This window comes from Actinomycetospora chlora (genome assembly GCF_039542135.1).
GTDB classification, from domain to species: Bacteria; Actinomycetota; Actinomycetes; order Mycobacteriales; family Pseudonocardiaceae; genus Actinomycetospora; species Actinomycetospora chlora.
This window is the reverse complement of record NZ_BAABHO010000001.1, coordinates 63,314-79,181: the sequence shown is the minus strand read 5'-3', so window position 1 is coordinate 79,181 and position 15,868 is coordinate 63,314. Positions and strand designations below refer to the sequence as shown.

Annotated in this window: 10 protein-coding genes; 6 read left to right on the top strand and 4 right to left on the bottom strand. The window is 75.4% G+C overall.

The window, feature by feature from the left end:
• The first annotated feature begins 2 nt into the window (after positions 1-2).
• The 4 genes from ABD994_RS00335 (at position 3) to ABD994_RS00320 (ending at position 8,262) form a co-directional block, all read left to right on the top strand.
• Entirely contained in the window at positions 3-1,166 is a 1,164-nt protein-coding gene (locus tag ABD994_RS00335; RefSeq protein ID WP_345410135.1) for a glycosyltransferase, read from the top strand.
• Positions 1,167-1,381: 215 nt separating this feature from the next.
• Complete coding sequence (locus tag ABD994_RS00330) at positions 1,382-3,847, top strand: hypothetical protein (protein WP_345410133.1); 2,466 nt, start codon at positions 1,382-1,384, stop codon at positions 3,845-3,847.
• Complete coding sequence (locus tag ABD994_RS00325) at positions 3,844-5,433, top strand: O-antigen ligase family protein (RefSeq protein WP_345410131.1); 1,590 nt, start codon at positions 3,844-3,846, stop codon at positions 5,431-5,433. Before ABD994_RS00330 ends, ABD994_RS00325 begins: the two co-directional genes overlap by 4 nt.
• A 126-nt stretch (positions 5,434-5,559) precedes the next feature.
• Positions 5,560-8,262, top strand: a complete 2,703-nt coding sequence (locus tag ABD994_RS00320) for a lipopolysaccharide biosynthesis protein (protein ID WP_345410129.1) — start codon at positions 5,560-5,562, stop codon at positions 8,260-8,262.
• Positions 8,263-8,275: 13 nt separating this feature from the next.
• Here ABD994_RS00320 and ABD994_RS00315 read toward each other — a convergent pair whose 3' ends face one another.
• Together ABD994_RS00315 and ABD994_RS00310 are read right to left on the bottom strand one after the other, a co-directional pair.
• The gene (locus ABD994_RS00315; protein WP_345410127.1) at positions 8,276-9,280 is read right to left on the bottom strand and encodes a hypothetical protein; all 1,005 of its coding nucleotides are present in this window, start codon (positions 9,278-9,280) and stop codon (positions 8,276-8,278) included.
• Positions 9,277-10,116, bottom strand: a complete 840-nt coding sequence (locus ABD994_RS00310) for a polysaccharide lyase family 20 protein (protein ID WP_345410125.1) — start codon at positions 10,114-10,116, stop codon at positions 9,277-9,279. Before ABD994_RS00310 ends, ABD994_RS00315 begins: the two co-directional genes overlap by 4 nt.
• Positions 10,117-10,446: 330 nt before the next feature.
• On the opposite strand from ABD994_RS00310, the gene ABD994_RS00305 reads away from it, so the two are divergent.
• Entirely contained in the window at positions 10,447-11,502 is a 1,056-nt protein-coding gene (locus ABD994_RS00305; RefSeq protein ID WP_345410123.1) for a glycosyltransferase family 2 protein, read from the top strand.
• A 7-nt stretch (positions 11,503-11,509) separates the two neighbouring features.
• On the opposite strand, the gene ABD994_RS00300 is transcribed toward ABD994_RS00305, so the two are convergent.
• Positions 11,510-12,487 carry a glycosyltransferase family 2 protein gene (locus tag ABD994_RS00300; RefSeq protein WP_345410121.1) on the bottom strand — a complete coding sequence of 326 codons (978 nt, stop codon included), beginning with the start codon at positions 12,485-12,487 and terminating at the stop codon, positions 11,510-11,512.
• 230 nt (positions 12,488-12,717) lie between these two features.
• Here ABD994_RS00300 and ABD994_RS00295 point away from each other — a divergent pair, with 230 nt between their 5' ends.
• On the top strand, positions 12,718-14,697 hold the full coding sequence (locus tag ABD994_RS00295; protein ID WP_345410120.1) for a lipopolysaccharide biosynthesis protein: 1,980 nt from the start codon (positions 12,718-12,720) through the stop codon (positions 14,695-14,697).
• Here ABD994_RS00295 and ABD994_RS00290 read toward each other — a convergent pair.
• Positions 14,694-15,833, bottom strand: coding sequence for a class I SAM-dependent methyltransferase (locus ABD994_RS00290; protein ID WP_345410119.1), 1,140 nt, complete (start codon positions 15,831-15,833; stop codon positions 14,694-14,696). The two genes, ABD994_RS00295 and ABD994_RS00290, sit on opposite strands and share 4 nt — an antisense overlap.
• Positions 15,834-15,868: the final 35 nt, after the last annotated feature.

Sequence of the window (15,868 nt, the reverse complement as noted above, 5' to 3'; positions counted from 1 at the left end):
AGGTGCCGTGGCGGCGGCGTCCCTCCGACGGGCCCGTCCGGCTGTGCCTGGTGCTCAACGCCGCCCTCGTCGGCGGGGCCGAGGTCGTGCTGCTGGAGATGTTCCGGCACCTCGACCCGGAGAAGGTGCGCCCCGAGCTGGTGTGCCTGCGCGAGGGCGGCACGCTCGCCGACGACTTCCGCGCCTCGGGCTTCGACGTCACCCTCTTCGGCCGGTACGGCTGGAAGGACCTGCGGCAGACCGCGCGGCTCTGGCGGCACTTCCGCCGGACCCGGCCGGACGTGGTGCTGGTGCCGCACTTCCAGCGCGCACCGCTGGTGATCGGGCCCTGGTTCGCCAAGCTCTCCGGCGTCCCGGCCAACGTCATCGCCGTCCACAACATGGACCTGCACCACGTCGGCGACCGCGCCCTGCCGTCCTACGTCGTGGAGACGCTGCCGATCACCGACGGCCTGGCGCTGCTCGTGCCCAGCCAGAGCGCCTACCTGCGCGACCACGAGGGCGTCGGGCGCTACCCGTGGCGGCGCGTGCCCGAGTACGTGGTGCCCAACGGCATCCGCATCCCGGAGCTGCCCACGCCCGCGCAGCGCGCGGAGGCGCGCGCCGAGCTCGGGTTCGGCGAGGACGACGTGGTCGCCGTCATCGTCGCGCGCATCACCGACATCAAGGGCCACGACCTGCTGCTGCGCGCGCTGGCCCGCCTCGCGCCGGAGCACCCGCGCCTGCGGGTGCTCGTCGTGGGCGAGGGCCCCCTGGCCGAGCAGCGCCGCGCGCTCGCCGCGGAGCTCGGCGTCGCGGACCGCGTCGTGTTCACCGGCCTGCGCCGCGACGTCCCGCGCCTGCTGGCCGCCTCGGATCTCGGCGTGCTGCCCAGCAAGCACGAGGGCGTGCCGATGTCGGTGATCGAGCAGATGGCGGCGGGACTGCCCGTCGTCGCGTCCGCCGTCGGCGGCCTGCCCGACATCGTGCGCGACGGCGAGGAGGGCCACCTCGTGCCCGCCGGGGATCTCGACGCCCTCACGCGTCGACTCGGCGAACTCGCCGGCGACGACGGCCTGAGGCACGCGTTCGGCAAGGCGGCCCGCCTGCGCGCCGAGCGGGACTTCAGCATCGAGACCACCGCGCGCTGCTGCGAACGGATGATCTCCGACCTGCTCGGGCGGTGAGGGCAACCGTTCGCGGCGCCGCACGTCTCCCCAGGGAGTGGCTCCGAACGGGTGCACCGCCCGCGCCCGCCCACCGGGGCAGTACGCCCGGTTCGCTACCGTTCCGGGGCCGTGCAGGTGCGTGACGGACCTGGAGCAACAGCCCGTCACACTACGATGTGCCGGCGCACCATCCTCGGGCGGCGCGCCGGAGGCGATCGGACGAAAGGCACGCAATGAGCCCGCTCCTGATCCAGTGGGACCGCATCCGCCGTCGGTGGGCGCTGATCCTCGTCATCGGCCTCGTGGCCGCCGCGGGAGCGTTGGGGGCCTCCCTGCTCAAGGGCACGACCTACACCGGCCGCGCCGCGCTGACGATCGTCTCGCAGGACCGCGCGCCCGAGCAGGACACGGTGCTGGCCCAGGGCTACGCCGACTACTTCAACCAGGCCTCCTCGCAGGAGGTGCTGCGCCAGCGCGCCGGGGTCTCCTCCGACCTGACGTTCAACGCCCGCATCGCCGCGTCGAGCCCGATCGTCTACGTCGAGGCCACGGGGCCGAACCCCGACGTCGCCCAGGACTCGTCCACGAAGATGGCCGAGGCGCTGCGCGACGACGTCAACGAGGGCCTGCAGGGCAACAGCGCCGCCCAGATCCAGCAGCTGCAGCGCCAGCTCGACGCGGCGCGCGCCCAGAACAACTCGTCCGAGGTCGGCACGCTCCAGGACGCGATCACCAACCTGCAGAGCGGTACCAACCAGCTCCAGGACCTGCAGCTCAACGCCGGTGTCTCCTCGAACCCGTCGAACGCCGTGCGCAACGCCGGCGCCGCGCTCGCCGGCGGCCTGCTGCTCGGCGCGCTGCTCGCGATCGCCCTGGGCCGCTTCGAGAACCGCATCGTCACCGCCAACGAGGTGCGCGACCGCCTGAACCTCTCGGTGCTCGCCACCATCGGCGGGCGCCGCCGCTCCGGGGAGGACGGCCGCGGGCAGCTGCTGCGCTCGCTGATGGGCCTGACCAACCCGTACGGCATGCCGACGCCGGGCGCGCTCGCCATCACCGGGCCCTACAGCTCGCGCGCGTCGAAGTCCCGCGTCGCGGTGGCGCTGGCCGGTCTGCGCGCCCTGCAGGGTCAGACCACGCTGCTGCTGCAGACCGACCTCGAGGCCGACCCGCTGCCCTCGGAGCTCTCGTCGATGGCCGGCGTGGCCGACTTCCTCGCCGAGCGCGGCGGCAGCCGGGTCGACGGCAAGATCTTCACCAACGGCCGCGCGCTGCTGGTGGGCCCGCAGGGCAGCAAGCGCGACGACCTCTTCGCGCTGTTCTCCAAGTCCCACGTCCAGCGCCTGGTCACCCAGGGCACCGCGCTCGCCGACCTCATCATCATCGACGCCCCGCCGGTCGAGTCGGTCGAGGGCCAGGTCGTCTGCTCCGTCGCCGACCGCGCGCTGCTGGTGGTCGAGGAGGGCGAGACCCGGGCCAAGGACGCGACCTCGGCGCTCGACGCGCTGGGCCGCACCGGCTCCACCGCGCTGGGCGTCGTGCTGGTCCGCAACCCCGGCCAGCTCGTCGACCCGGGCTTCCTCTCCGAGCGCAACTGGACCCCGGTGCAGCTCCCGGCCGGCCCGCCGCAGGGTCGCCCGCAGCCGCCGTCGCAGCCCCCGGCCGGCCCGGCCGGCGGTCAGCGCCCGCCCCAGCAGGTGCCGCCGGCCGACCGCACCGCGCCGATCTCGGCGAAGAAGCTCGAGGAGGCCCGCGAGGCCCTGAACGCCAAGGGCTCGACGGCGGGCGGCTCGGGCAGCTCCGGCGGCTCGGGTGCCGCGGTGGCGGCCGGCGCCGCCGGTGCGGCCGCGGGCGCGGCGGCCGGTGCCGCCGCGGGCGGCAGCAACGGCACCAACGGCACCAACGGTTCGCTCCGCCCCGGCCAGGGCGTCGCCACCAACGGCTCTCCCGCGGGCGACCCGAAGCGCCGCGAGGAGCCCGCGTCGGGCACCGGCCGCACGGACAAGAAGGAGCCGTCGGGCGACGGCCGCCCGACCGGCGCCGCCGGCGCCCGGCCGAGCCCGGGCGCGCCCGGGCGGTCCGGCCCGACGCCCTCCCCCGGGCAGGGCGCGGGCTCGAGCGGCCCGACGCCCGGGGGCAAGCCGTCTCCCGGCAGCCCGGTCCCCGACGCCACCGCCGGCCCGTCGGCGCGCGTCGTGCGCCGCACCGGGAGCGAGGGCGGCAAGCCCTCGCCGCAGCCCAAGCCCGGCGGTGAGCCGCCGAACGGCGCCGGCCCCGGGGCCCGTCCGGGCGGCGGCGCCTCGAGCCCCTCCCCGACCCCCTCGCCGAAGCCCTCCCCGTCCGGCCCGGCCGAGTCCGGTCCGGCGGGCAAGCCGTCCTCGACCGGCCCGGCGTCCTCCGGCCCGGCGTCCTCCGGCCCGGCGTCCGGCCCGGGCGCCGGCACGCCGAAGCCGGCCCTCAAGCCGTCGTCGGCGCCCGGCTCGCCCGAGGGCGCGAAGCGGATCGGCACGGCGCGCTTCACCAGCAGCCGCCCGACCCCCGGGGCCAACGGTGCCGGCGGCAACGGTGGTCCCGCCGCCGGTTCGTCGTCCGGCTCCCCGAGCGGCTCGTCGACCGGCTCGTCGACCGGTAAGGACGGCGCCACGAAGCGCTCCGACTCCCTCTCCGCCCCGACCGTCACGATGCGCACGGAGAAATGAGCCTGCTCACGCGCGGCCGCGAACGGTCGCCCCGCACCGACCTCCTCGTCGGCGCCGTCGCCTGCGTCATCGTGCTCGGGCTCGCGGTGAGCTCGCCGAGCGACGTCGGGATGCTCCTCGCGGGCGTGGCGGTCGCCGCGCTCGTGGCGCTCGTCGCGCTCGGCGACCCGCTGCTGGCCCTCGTGCTCGTCTTCGCGGCGTCGTTCGGCCGGCTCGCGCAGAAGGAGATCATCTCCACGGAGCTGCTCACCCCCGCCCTGGTGGGGTGCGCGCTGGCCTACGCCCTGGCGGTGAAGCAGGGCCGCAAGCAGGCGCCGACCCTCGGGGCGGTCGAGTGGCTGATGGCGGCGTACCTGGTCTGGAACCTGACGTCGCTGTTCATGGGCCACGACCTGCCGGCCATCGACCCGGTGACCGGCGGCGACCAGAACGCCTGGCGCTGGATCTTCACCGGGACGGTCGTGCCGTTCGCCGCCTACGTCCTGGGCAAGGGCGTGGCCGACGACGAGCGTGGCGTGCGGTGGATCCTGTGGTCGACCCTGGTCTTCTCGACCTACTCGACGTGGATCAGCATCGCGCAGTTCCGCGGGCTCGGGTCGCTGGTCTGGCCGCGCTACATCATCAACGACCCGGCGTGGACGGGCCGGGCCAACGGCGTGTTCAACCAGCCCGTCGTCAACGGCCTGATCCTCGACATGGGATTCCTCGTCTGCCTGTTCCTGGCCACACGTCCCGGCACCGGGCGCTGGACGAAGGCCGGGCTCTACCTGCTGGCCCTCGCCACCGCGTACGCCGTCTACCTGACCCACACCCGGGTCGTGCTGCTGGCGCTCGTCATCGCGATCGGCATGGGGATCCTCTTCGCCAAGGGCTGGCGCCGGCCGTTCGTGGTCTGCCTGGTGCTCGGCGCGGCCGGGGTGGCGGCCAACGCGTCGACGTTCTTCTCGTCGGACCGCGCGAGCGGCGGCGTCGGCTCGTCGCACGAGCTCCTCGACCGGCTCAACATCATGGCGACGTCGTGGAACGCGATCCAGGAGCACCCGTTCTTCGGCATCGGCATCGCGCGCTTCCTCGCGTACAACACCTGGTACCACGTGCAGTGGTCGCAGAACGTCCCGTGGGACGCCGGGTACAACATCATCTCCCACGAGAACGAGATCGGGATCGCCGCCGAGCTCGGCATCCCGGGCGCGCTGCTGTGGGTCGGGGTGCTGGTCGGCATCCTCTACACGATGTGGCGCGCGCTGCGCGAGCTGCCCGCGGGCGAGTTCCTCGGCCAGCCGCTGGCGCTCCTCGGGGCGATGGCGATGATGACCGTGGTGGTCAACGGCCTGACCGTCGACCTGCGCCTGCTCGACTTCGCGACGTTCACGCCCTTCCTCTACGCCGGGATGGTCGCGATCCAGCTCGAGCGGCACCGGGCGAAGGCCCGGCGCCCGCGGCCCGGCGTCCCGGGCAGCGGGCTGCCCGGCGGCATGTCCGGCGACGAGCAGCGGTCGTGGTGGGACGCGCACCCGCGCGACGAGGACCGCCCGGCCTCCCCGGCCGACCCGGCCGCGGGCCGCCGCCTGCAGCCCTCCCGGTGACCCGGACGCCCCCACGCGCCCCGTCGGCCCGGTCGGTGCCCGCCCTATGATGGAGCGGCCCGGCCGGGCGGACGCGCCGGGCGAGCGCGGATCGCCTCCGCGCGCGACGCCGGCGATGACGGACTGATGAGCCAGCCACCGCGACCCCCCGATCCCGAGGGCGCGCCGGCCCCCGCGGGGCCGGTGGGCCTCGACGCGGAGACCACGCACCTCGACGCCACCCCTGGTGCTCCGGGGGCGCCCGGGGACGCGGGCCGGCCGGACGACGACCGCCGCTCCGAGGTCCCCGACAGCGAGCACGACCCCTCGCTCGAGGGCCTGGGCTCACGCCTGCGCTCCGGGGCCAAGTTCGCGTCGGTGGCGCTGGTGTTCACCCAGCTCCTCTCGCTGGGCCAGACGATCGTGGTCGCGCGCATCCTCACCCCGACCGAGATCGGGGTGTTCACCCTCGGCACGATCTTCGCCAACTTCCTCACCACGCTGACCGACGGCGGGATGCGCGCGGCGCTCATCCAGCGCGGCCGTGAGATCGAGGACGCCGCGAACACGGTGTTCTGGGTGGGTCTGGTCACCGGCACGCTGATGTCGCTCGGCGCGCTCGCCGCGTCGCCGCTGCTGACGCTGTACTTCGACGACCGCATGGTCGGGCTCGTCTGCGCCGCGACCTCCGGCACGCTGCTCGTGCACTCGCTGCTCAACGTGCCCGAGGCGCTGATGCAGCGGACGTTCAACTTCAAGCGCCGCCTCATCGTCGACCCCACCACCGCCGCGACGTTCGCGCTGGTCACGGTCACGCTGGCCCTGCTGGGCCTCGGCGTGTGGGGCATGGTCATCGGGTTCTGGGCCTCCCAGCTCGCCACCCTCATCGCCTGCTGGACGCTGTCGAAGTGGCGGCCGGGCAAGGGCCGCTTCGTCTTCCGCATCTGGCGTGAGATGGCGGGCTACGCCGGCCCGCTGATCGTCTCCAGCGTCGTCGACCAGGCGCGGGAGGCGGTCCAGTCCGCGCTCGTCGGCGGCAGGCTCGACATCGCCGCGGCCGGCCAGTACCGCTACGGCCGCCGGATCGCGATCCTGCCCGGGCAGGCGATCATCCAGGTCGCCTCCTACGTGCTGTTCCCCGCCTTCGCCCGCATCGCGGTCGACATGGCCCGGTTCCGCGACGGCCTGCTGCGCTCGCTGCGGATGCTCTGGGTGGCGACGACGCCGTTCGCCGCGGTGCTCGTGGCCCTCGGTGAGCCGATCATCGTCGTGCTCCTGGGCCGCGAGTGGCAGCCGGCGGGTGTCTTCGTGGCCGCGATGGCCGGATTCGGTCCCGGCGTGGCCATGGCGGCGATCGGCATGGAGTCGATCAAGGGGGCCGGGGCCAGCAAGCTGATCAACTGGCTGACGGTGCTGAGCATCGTCGTCGGCATCGGCGGCCTGATCCTGCTGCTGCCCTTCGGGCTCTTCGGCGTCGGTATCGCCGCGTCCCTCGACTCGCTGGTCGGCGGCGTGGTCGCCATCCTGCTGGCGCGCCGGCTGGCCGGGGTGTCGCTGCGCGACCTCGCCGGCGTGCTGATCCCGCCGCTGATCGCGGCGGTCGTCGCCGGCGGCGCCGTCTGGTACCTCGAGCACACCTACGTGCACGCCGACGAGCGCGGCATCCTGCTCGGCATCGTCCTGCTCGCCGGCGAGGGCCTGCTGCTGCTGGGCATCTTCGGCGGGCTGCTCTTCGTCATGGCGCCCGAGGCGCTCCGCGAGCTGCGCGACGGGCTGCTCCGCCGTCGCGGCGGCGGGGGCGGGGACACGGGCAGCGACGGCGACGAGGGTGACGAGGACGCCGACGGTGCCGTCCGGCCCACCGACCCGCGTCCCGACGACCTGCCCGCCTTCCTCGACGCGCCCACCGAGGTCCTGCCGATCTTCGGTCTGGCCGGCCCGACCGAGCAGGTCTGGTCGCCGTACCGCCCGTCCTTCGCCGCGGCGCCCCGTCCCCCGCTGCCGCCGCGGCGCGTGACGCCCGCCCTGCCGCCGCGCCCGACCCCGTCCCGCCCGTCCACGCCCGTCGCCACCGACGACCGCGCCCGCCGCTTCGAGGAGGCCGGCCTGGACGCGCCGACCACCGCGATCCGCCCGGTGCGCAACGCCGAGGGCGCGAAGGACGCCCCCGCTCCGTCCGGGGCAGCGAAGGACGCCCCCGCTCCCGCGCCCGCGCGCGACGCCGAGGGCGCGAAGGACGCCCCCGCTCCGTCCGCCGCAGCGAGGGCGCCCCTCGCGCCGCGGCGCACGGTGACGGCGACGGTCCGGCCGGCGGCCCGTCCCGCCCCGGAGGAGCCGGACGCCGAGGACGCGCCCGCCACCGAGACGATGGCGACCGCCCCGGGGACCCGCACGGACGACGCGGGCGACGACACGGACGACGAGGCCGCCGACACGCAGACCCTCGCCACACAGCCGGAGGAGCCCGGCGAGCCCGAGGGCGCGGACGACGCCGGCGAGGACGACGCCGCCGACGGGTCGGACGACACGGCGACGTCGACGATCGCCACGACCGCCGGTGACGCCGACGAGGACGAGGACGAGGACGCCGCCGGGGACGGGGACGCCGACCGGGCCGTCACCGAGACCCTGCGGACACGACCCCGGCCCGGACCGCGCCCGCGCCCGGGCGCCGGGCAGGCCACCACGGAGACCATCAGCACCTCCCGACCGGCCCCCACCCGCCCCAACGGCAACGGCAACGGCAACGGGCGCAAGGCCCCGGGCCGGAGCGGCTCCTCGAAGCTCGTGCCGCTCGAGGCCCGGGGCTCCGAGTCCGGCGACGCGGACGGTCCCGAGCACTCCGGCTGACGCTCCCGGCGCCTCAGCAGCCCGGTGGGGCGCCACCCGTGCCGTCGGCGAAGGGCCCGGCGCAGTCCGCGAGCCGCGGCGTCCCGAGCGCCCCGCCGCCCGGGGTGCCGGGCGCGCTGTTGGTGACCACTGCGAGCTTGCGCAGCAGGTCGAGCATCTGCTCCGAGCTGATGTTCGGGAACTCGTCGAGCGCCGTCGACTGCACGTCGAACGACCCCTCGGGGTCACCGCCGGTCTCGTCGACGACGTAGCCGCCGTAGGTCCTCAGCGCCTCGGCGACCTTGCGGACGTCGGGCTCGGTGACGCCCGACAGGTCGGTGTCCGGCGGCAGGGCGAGCAGCGAGCCCATGTGGACCTCCGGCTCGTCGCCGCCGTACTTGCCCTCGTAGCCGAGGTCGGCCTTCACCGCCGGCCAGCGGAAGCCGCCGCCCTCGGCCGAGCAGCTCGTGGTGCAGGGCAGGCTGAACTTGAGGGCGTGGCGCAGGGGCTCGGGCCCGCTGAGCTCGCCCTCGCGGATCGTGCCGCCGATCCCCGACATCCCCGATCCGCCGTGGCAGCCGGTGACGCCGTCCCCCGTGAGCGACACCGGGGCCCACCCGTGGTCCCACGACGGGTCGCCGCCGGGTTCGAGCGTCATCGGCTGGCCCTGGACCACGGTGGTGCGGTCGGGGGTGTCGAGCAGGAGCGTGGAGCAGTTGTTCCAGCTGCCGTCGGCGGAGAGCTCCGGGTCGACGAGCACCCGCCCGCCCGGGTCGCCGTCGAGGGTACGGGCCGGGGCGTTCGGGTCCACCGAGATGTTCTCGACGTCGGGGTAGACGTTGCCGATCTTCGCGTCGAACGGCTTGTACTGCGCGCTGCGCGCGAGCGGCAGGTTCCAGATCGAGTCCCACGCGAAGGGCCGCTGGTAGACGTCACGGGTGGGCGCGTCGCCCGCCGCGGTCCCCGCGACGGCCGTCCCGGCCGGCACGAGCAGGGCGAGGACGGCGAGCAGCGGCACGAGCAGCCGCGCGGTCCTCACGGCAGGACCGTGCCCGGCTCGGTGACGCGGAAGCCGTCGATGCGCACGGAGGTGGCCGGGCCGGTGTCGCGGTAGATGCCCTGCTTGAGGTAGTTCTCGTCGCTGGTCATCGTCGCGCGGTTGGTGCGTGGGACCGTCTGGGTGTCGTTCTCCCACGCCTCGACGAACCCGCCGTCGTGGTCGCGCGAGAACTTGACGTGCAGCGTGTAGTCGACCCACTCACCCCGGTGGACCGGCCCGATCGTCGGGTGCGGCTCGCCCTTGAGCCCGTCGCCGCCGATGTCGACGGTGCCGCTGTCGCTGATGTTGATGGCCAGCGGCGGGGAGCCCGACCCGGCGTGCCACTGCAGGACGATGAACCAGACACCGGTCGGGTTCGGGAAGTCCGCCGGGAACTTCATCGACCACTGGTACCAACGCTCGTCGCCCTCGTGGACAACGGCGCCGGGGGCGCTGGAGCGCACCTCGGCCCGCTCGCCGCCGCCGAAGTCGGGGACGTCGCCGGGGCCGATGGAGAACTCCGCGGCGTAGCGGCCCTGGCGGACGTCGTCGGTGACGATGCGCATCGTCCGGTCGCCGCCGAAGCCGCCGCAGCCGGAGTTGATCGTCGCCGTCTGGCAGGTCTCCCACTGGCCGAAGTCGCCCGTCTCCCAGTCGCCGACGAACAGCTCGCGGCCCTCGGTCGCCGGCGCCGCCGACAGCGCCGACAGCGCGGCGGCGGGCGGTGCGCCCACGACGCCGACGAGGCCGAGCACCGTGCACCCCAGCGCGGCGCCGGCCAACCGCCGCCGCACCCGCGTTCTGCGGCGCGCACCGCGCCGTCCGTCGATCTCCATGACCCGCCCCTCCGCCGACCGCTCGTCGCAACATGAGAATCACTCGTCGCACGAGCCTCAGTAGTTCGCCGCTCGGCGCAGGAGACTGACCGCTCGTCGCGGCGAGCCGCAAGACGCACCAATGAGGGAGGTCGTGGCGCGTCTGACGGGGGTACGGCACGCCCGGCCGACGGAGAACCGCAGGTCCCGGGGGCGTGCGAGGGGGCGGACCGGGCCGCCCGATACATTTCCCGAGGGACGTCACACCGGCGGATGTCCACCCGTCCGTGGCTCGGGGAACGGTCCTGGAGGGGGCACACGGTGAGGGGCACCGGGGAGTCAGTGATCCAGATGAGCACGCCGCAGGAGAGCTCGACCGTCCACGCGGTAGCGGCGCAGCCGGCCTTCAGCTTCCTCACGACGGCGTACCGGACGGCCGACACCCTGCCCCGCACGATCCGGTCGGTGCTCGACCAGACGCGCACCGACTGGGAGCTGGTGATCGTCGACAACGGCTTCGACGACGAGATCGCCGCCGTGGTCGAGCCGTACCTCGCCGACCCGCGCATCCGGTTCGTCCGGCAGGAGAACGCCGGCGCGGCCGGCGGCACCATGGCCGCCGCGAGCCGGGCCACCGGCCGTTACCTGGTCCCGCTCAACTCGGACGACGCGGTCACCCCGGAGTTCTGCGCACGCACCGGCGACCTGCTCGACGACGACCCGGGGATCGCGGCCGTGACCACGGACGCGTTCCAGTTCATCGACCCCGGCGAGCGCGTGATGACCAACAGCTACCTCAAGGACGCCGGCATCCGGTCCGTGCCGGACCCCGAGAAGCCGGTGCGCCTGGAGGACGTGATCGACGGACCCAGCCCGTACTACACCGCGGCGATCCGTCGCGAGATGTGGGACGCGCTGGGCGGGCTCCACTCGGACACCCCGCTCGTGGACGACCTCGACTTCTGGCTGCGGGCCCTCGTGGCGGGTTACGACGTCCGGATGCTCGCCCAGCGCCTCGGCCGCTTCCGGATGCAGTCCGGCTCGGTGAGCCGGCCCGACGAGCCCGAGCGCATCGAGCAGTTCGAGGGCCAGCGCGAGCGCGCGCTGACGAAGGCCGCGGCCACGTCGGAGGACCCGGAGGTCCTCGCGGCGCTGGACCGCGTCCTGCGGCGGCTGCGCTACGGCCAGGCGATCCGCCGCGCGCGGCTGGCGTTCCGCCGGGGCGACATCGACGACGCCCGGACCCACGCCGCGCGGGCCTGGGCGCAGCGGCGCACGGTCCGGGTGGCCGCGATCAAGGCCGGGCTCACCCTGTCCCCGCGCCTGCTCGGCGCCGTCCACCCGCTCAAGCAGCGCCTGTACGACCGCCTCGACACCGTGCGCAAGCTGGGTCTGCGCCGCGGCTGACCGCGCGTCAGGCGGGCGGCAGGCCCCGGAGGCGCCGGCCGGCGCGGTACACCCCGCGCAGCACCGGGGACGGCACGAGCGACACCGCCCGCAGCAGCCGCGTCCGCGGCCCGGGGTCGAGGCGCGCCAGCGTGCGGGCGTGGTGCCGCGCCGCCGGCCCGTCGCCGGCGCGCGCCGCGCGACGGAAGCGCCCGGCGCCCTCGAGGGACCGCGGGATGCGCCGCGCGGCTGCCAGGGCCGCCGCGTGCTCCGGGGTCGCCGGCAGCTGGGCCTCGATGCGGTCGAGCGCGGCGAGGTGGGCGAGCGAGCGCTCGACCGTGCGGTCGGACTGCCGCGTGATCGACTCGCCCGCGAGGCGGTGCACGTAGCACGGCTGCTCGACGACGCGCACGGAGCAGCCGGTCAGGACGACCCGGACCCAGAGCTCGAGGTCCTCGCCGAGCCACAGGTCCTCGGCGAAGCCGCCGGCCTTGTCCCAGACGGTGCGGCGCACGGTCGTGCCGCGGAAGTGGAACGGGTGCCGCAGGAGGTGCAGTAGCCAGGCCTCGGTGTCGTCCGGCGACGACGGCGGCCGGGCGTCCGTGCCGGGCAGGGTGCTCGGCTCGCCGTCCGGGCCGGTGACGGCCGGGATCACCCCGGCGATCCCCACCGAGGGCGTCTCCATCGCGGCGGCCACCCGCTCGACGAAGCCGGGCTCGACGAGGTCGTCACTGTCGAGGAAGGCGACGAGCTCGGCGCTCGTCCGCGCGGCCCCCTCGTTCCGCGCGGCGGAGACCCCGCGGTTGTCGGGAAGGCGCACGAGCCGGATCCGCGGGTCGGTGAGGTAGGGCGTGACGACCTCGTGGAGCTGGTCGGGGGACGCGTCGTCGACGACGACCAGCTCCCAGTCCGCGCGCGACTGCGCGAGCACGGAGTCGATCAGCTCGCCGACGACGTCCCGCGTGCGGTAGGCGGGGACGACCAGGGCGACGCCCGGGATGCCCATCAGTCCTCCGACTCCTCGGTGGTGGCCGTGCGGATCGACCGGCACCGCACTCTAGAGGGGGCCCGGTGCCCGTCCGCGGCCCCGGCGACCGGTACGGACCGTGCACCGTCGTCACCCCGGGTGACCGGTCGGGTGCGGGGGCGCTACGACCCTACGGTTAGGCTGGCCGTCGGACCCGGGGCCGGACCGTCCCCGTGCCCGCCCGCTCCCCACCACGGTCCACGGCCCCTATGCCAGGTCCTGACGGCGACCCCGCTCGCCCTGCCGACCCGCCGACGGCGGGTGGTGACGCCGCGGCGTCCCCGGACGGCCGGCACAACCCGTCCCTGTCGCGTCTGGGTCGCACCCTCAAGCGAGGCGCGGCGATCTCCGCGGGGATGCTCTTCGTCACCCAGCTGATCTCGCTGGGCCAGACCGTGGTCGTGGCCCGGCTCCTCACGCCGGCGGAGATCGGGGCGTTCACGCTCGGCACGATCTTCGCCAACTTCATGATCGTGATGGCCGACGGCGGTATGCGGGCCGCTCTGATCCACCGCGAGACCGACGTCGAGGAGGCCGCGAACACCGCGTTCTGGGCGAGCCTCGTCAACGGCGTGCTCATGGCGGGCGGGACCCTGGCCGCCTCCCCGCTGCTCGCGCTGTTCTTCGGCGACCGGACCGTCGCGCTCATCGCCGCGGCCACCTCGGGCACCCTGCTGGTGCACTCGCTGCTCAACGTGCCCGAGGCACTGATGCAGCGCCGCTTCAACTTCAAGCGACGGCTCATCGTCGACCCGCTCACCGCGGGCTCCTTCGCCGTCGTCACCGTGACGTTCTGCGCCCTGGGGTACGGGGTCTGGGGCATGGTGATCGGGCTGTACGCCTCCCAGGTCGCCACGCTCGTCGCCGCGTGGTGGCTCGCCGACTGGCGGCCCGGCCGGGCCCGCCCCAGCTACCGGCTGTGGCGCGAGATGGCCCGCTACGCGTTCCCCGTCATCGTCGCGAACCTCACCAAGGACGTCCGGGAGATCGCGACCCAGTCGATCGTCGGGCGCACCCTCGACATCGCGACGGCCGGCCAGTACCGCTACGGGCGCCGTGTCGGCATCCTGCCCGGACAGGCGATCATCCAGGTCGCCTCGTACGTGCTGTTCCCTGCCTTCGCCCGGATCTCCTCCGACGCCGTCCGCTTCCGGCGGGGCTTCCTGCGCGCGCTGCGCCTGCTGTGGACCGCGACCATCCCCATGGGCGCGTTCCTCGTCGCCGCCGGCAGCCCGGCGATCGTCGTGCTCCTCGGCCCGCAGTGGGCGCCCGCCGGGGTCTTCGTGGCCGCCATGGCCGGGTTCGGCCCGGGCACCGCCCTCAACGCGATCGGCGTCGAGTCGATCAAGGGCGCGGGCGCCAGCCGCCGGCTGCACTGGGCGACCGCGGTCTCCCTGGTCCTCGGCATCGGCGGGCTGATCGCCCTGCTGCCGTTCGGCCTGCTCGGGGTCGGCCTGTCGGTGTCGATCGAGGCGGTGGTCGGCGGGGTCCTGACCGTCTCGCTCGCCCGGCCGCTGGCCCGGGTCGGCTGGGGCGAGCTGGTGCGCGTCCTGACCCCGCCGCTGGTGGCGGCCGCGCTCGCCGGGGTCGCGACGTGGGCGCTCGAGCACCTCGTGCTGCAGTCGGACACCCGCCCCGTCGTGCTGGGCCTGGTGTACCTGCTCGCGGACGGCGCGCTGTTCGCCGCGGTCTACCTGGCGGTGCTGGCCGTGCTGGCCCCCGCGACGGTCGGTGAGCTCAAGGGCCTGCTGGCCAAAATCGCGGGCCGCCGCCGGGGCGGGGCCGCCGCCACCGACGAGGACGCCGACGGTGCCGACCCCGCCGATGACGCCGACCGGCGCGGCGAGGACGACCTGTTCGACCTGCCCACGCGGGTCCTCGCGCTGGGCGACCTCGCGACCGTGCGCCTCGCCGCCCCCCACCACCGCGCCGGCGGGCGGCACAGCCGGCCCGAGGCCCCGGCCGGGACCGACGGCGGGGCCGTCACCGGCCTGTCGCCGGCGACGTCCAGCGCCCTGCTCGCGGCGCTGCACGAGGCCGCCCGCAGCGGCCGCCGCGGCCGCGCGCGCCACGCCCTCGCCGAGGACCCGCCGCAGAGCCCGTCGGTCGGCACGCCCGTGCCGCCGGCGCCGGAACGCACCGTGGCGATGAGCGTGTCCCTGCCCGACCGGGACGGGCGCCCCCGCTAGCGGGCCGGGGCGATCCTGCGCACCGTCGGGTCGACGACGACCCAGGCGCCGCCGCCGGCCTCGACCTCGGGCATCCGGCGGCGCATCTCCGCGAGCATGTCGGTCACGAAGAGCACCACCTCGTCGGGACGGCGCTCGCCGACCGCGTCCGGCGGCAGGATGGGGATCCCGACGCCCGGCACCCGCCGGCCGTGCTTGCCGGTCGCGCCGTCGGCGATCGCCGGCAGCAGGTCCGGGCCCACGCCGGCGCGGTTGAGCAGCGGCACGGCGCGCGACGCCGCCGCGTACCCGAGCACCGAGCGGCCGGCGGCCCGCGTCTCCTCGAGGTGGGCGCGCAGGGCCTCCGCGCTGCGCCCCGCGGCGGCCTCGAGCCCGCCGACCACCGTCGCGTCGGTGACGCCGACCGCCGACTCCCGGGACAGCAGGCTCTCGACCCCGGACGGGTCCCGCGGGCCGTCGACGCCGCGGCGCCGGGCGGCCAGCAGCACGGTGCCGCCGTAGAGGTCGAACAGGAAGCCGTGGGTGACCTCGAAGCCCTCGGCCTCGAGCATCGCGGTCAGCACGGGCGTCGAGTAGTAGGCGTAGTGCCCGTGCCGCAGCGCGTTCCAGCCGCCGTCGGCGACGATCGCCGCGAGCGTGTGGAACTGCAGCAGGAGCGTTCCGCCGGGCGCGGTCGCGGCGGCGCGCTCGGCGAGCCCGGCGCGCTGGTCGGCGTCGTGCATGAGCCCGAAGCAGTCGATGACGACGTCGGCGGGGCTTCCGGTGCTCTCCTTGAGCCCGGCGGCCCCGAGCAGGTCGAGCCACGACCCGCCGTGCGGGCTGCCGAACTCGCGCACCGTGCCGCCGCCGGCCGGGACGAGCCCGGCCGCCTGCACGCGCGCCACCGCGTCGCGCGCCTGCGCCACCAGCGCGTCCGGCTCGGCGCCGCGCGGCTCCTCGGGGGTCGTCGGGTCCTCGGCGAGCTGCGCGAGGCCGCAGGCGGCGCACAGCCACATCCGCAGCGGGAACACGGGGTCGGGACCCGGGTCGTCCACGGCCGGGAAGTGGTCGGCGGGCGGCTGGTCGCCGAGGTCGAGCACGACGGCGCCGTCGCCACCGCCGCACCAGCGACAGGTGGGGTTCTCGGGGTGGCTCACGTCCCCGATCCTCGCGCGGCCCCGGCGGGGCGCCG

Coding starts and splice junctions, on each gene's coding strand:
- ABD994_RS00330 (WP_345410133.1), top strand. CDS start 1,382: ATGAGCCCGCTCCTGATCCAGTGGGACCGCATCCGCCGTCGGTGGGCG.
- ABD994_RS00325 (WP_345410131.1), top strand. CDS start 3,844: ATGAGCCTGCTCACGCGCGGCCGCGAACGGTCGCCCCGCACCGACCTC.
- ABD994_RS00320 (WP_345410129.1), top strand. CDS start 5,560: ATGAGCCAGCCACCGCGACCCCCCGATCCCGAGGGCGCGCCGGCCCCC.
- ABD994_RS00310 (WP_345410125.1), bottom strand. CDS start 10,116: ATGGAGATCGACGGACGGCGCGGTGCGCGCCGCAGAACGCGGGTGCGG.
- ABD994_RS00305 (WP_345410123.1), top strand. CDS start 10,447: ATGAGCACGCCGCAGGAGAGCTCGACCGTCCACGCGGTAGCGGCGCAG.
- ABD994_RS00300 (WP_345410121.1), bottom strand. CDS start 12,487: ATGGGCATCCCGGGCGTCGCCCTGGTCGTCCCCGCCTACCGCACGCGG.
- ABD994_RS00295 (WP_345410120.1), top strand. CDS start 12,718: ATGCCAGGTCCTGACGGCGACCCCGCTCGCCCTGCCGACCCGCCGACG.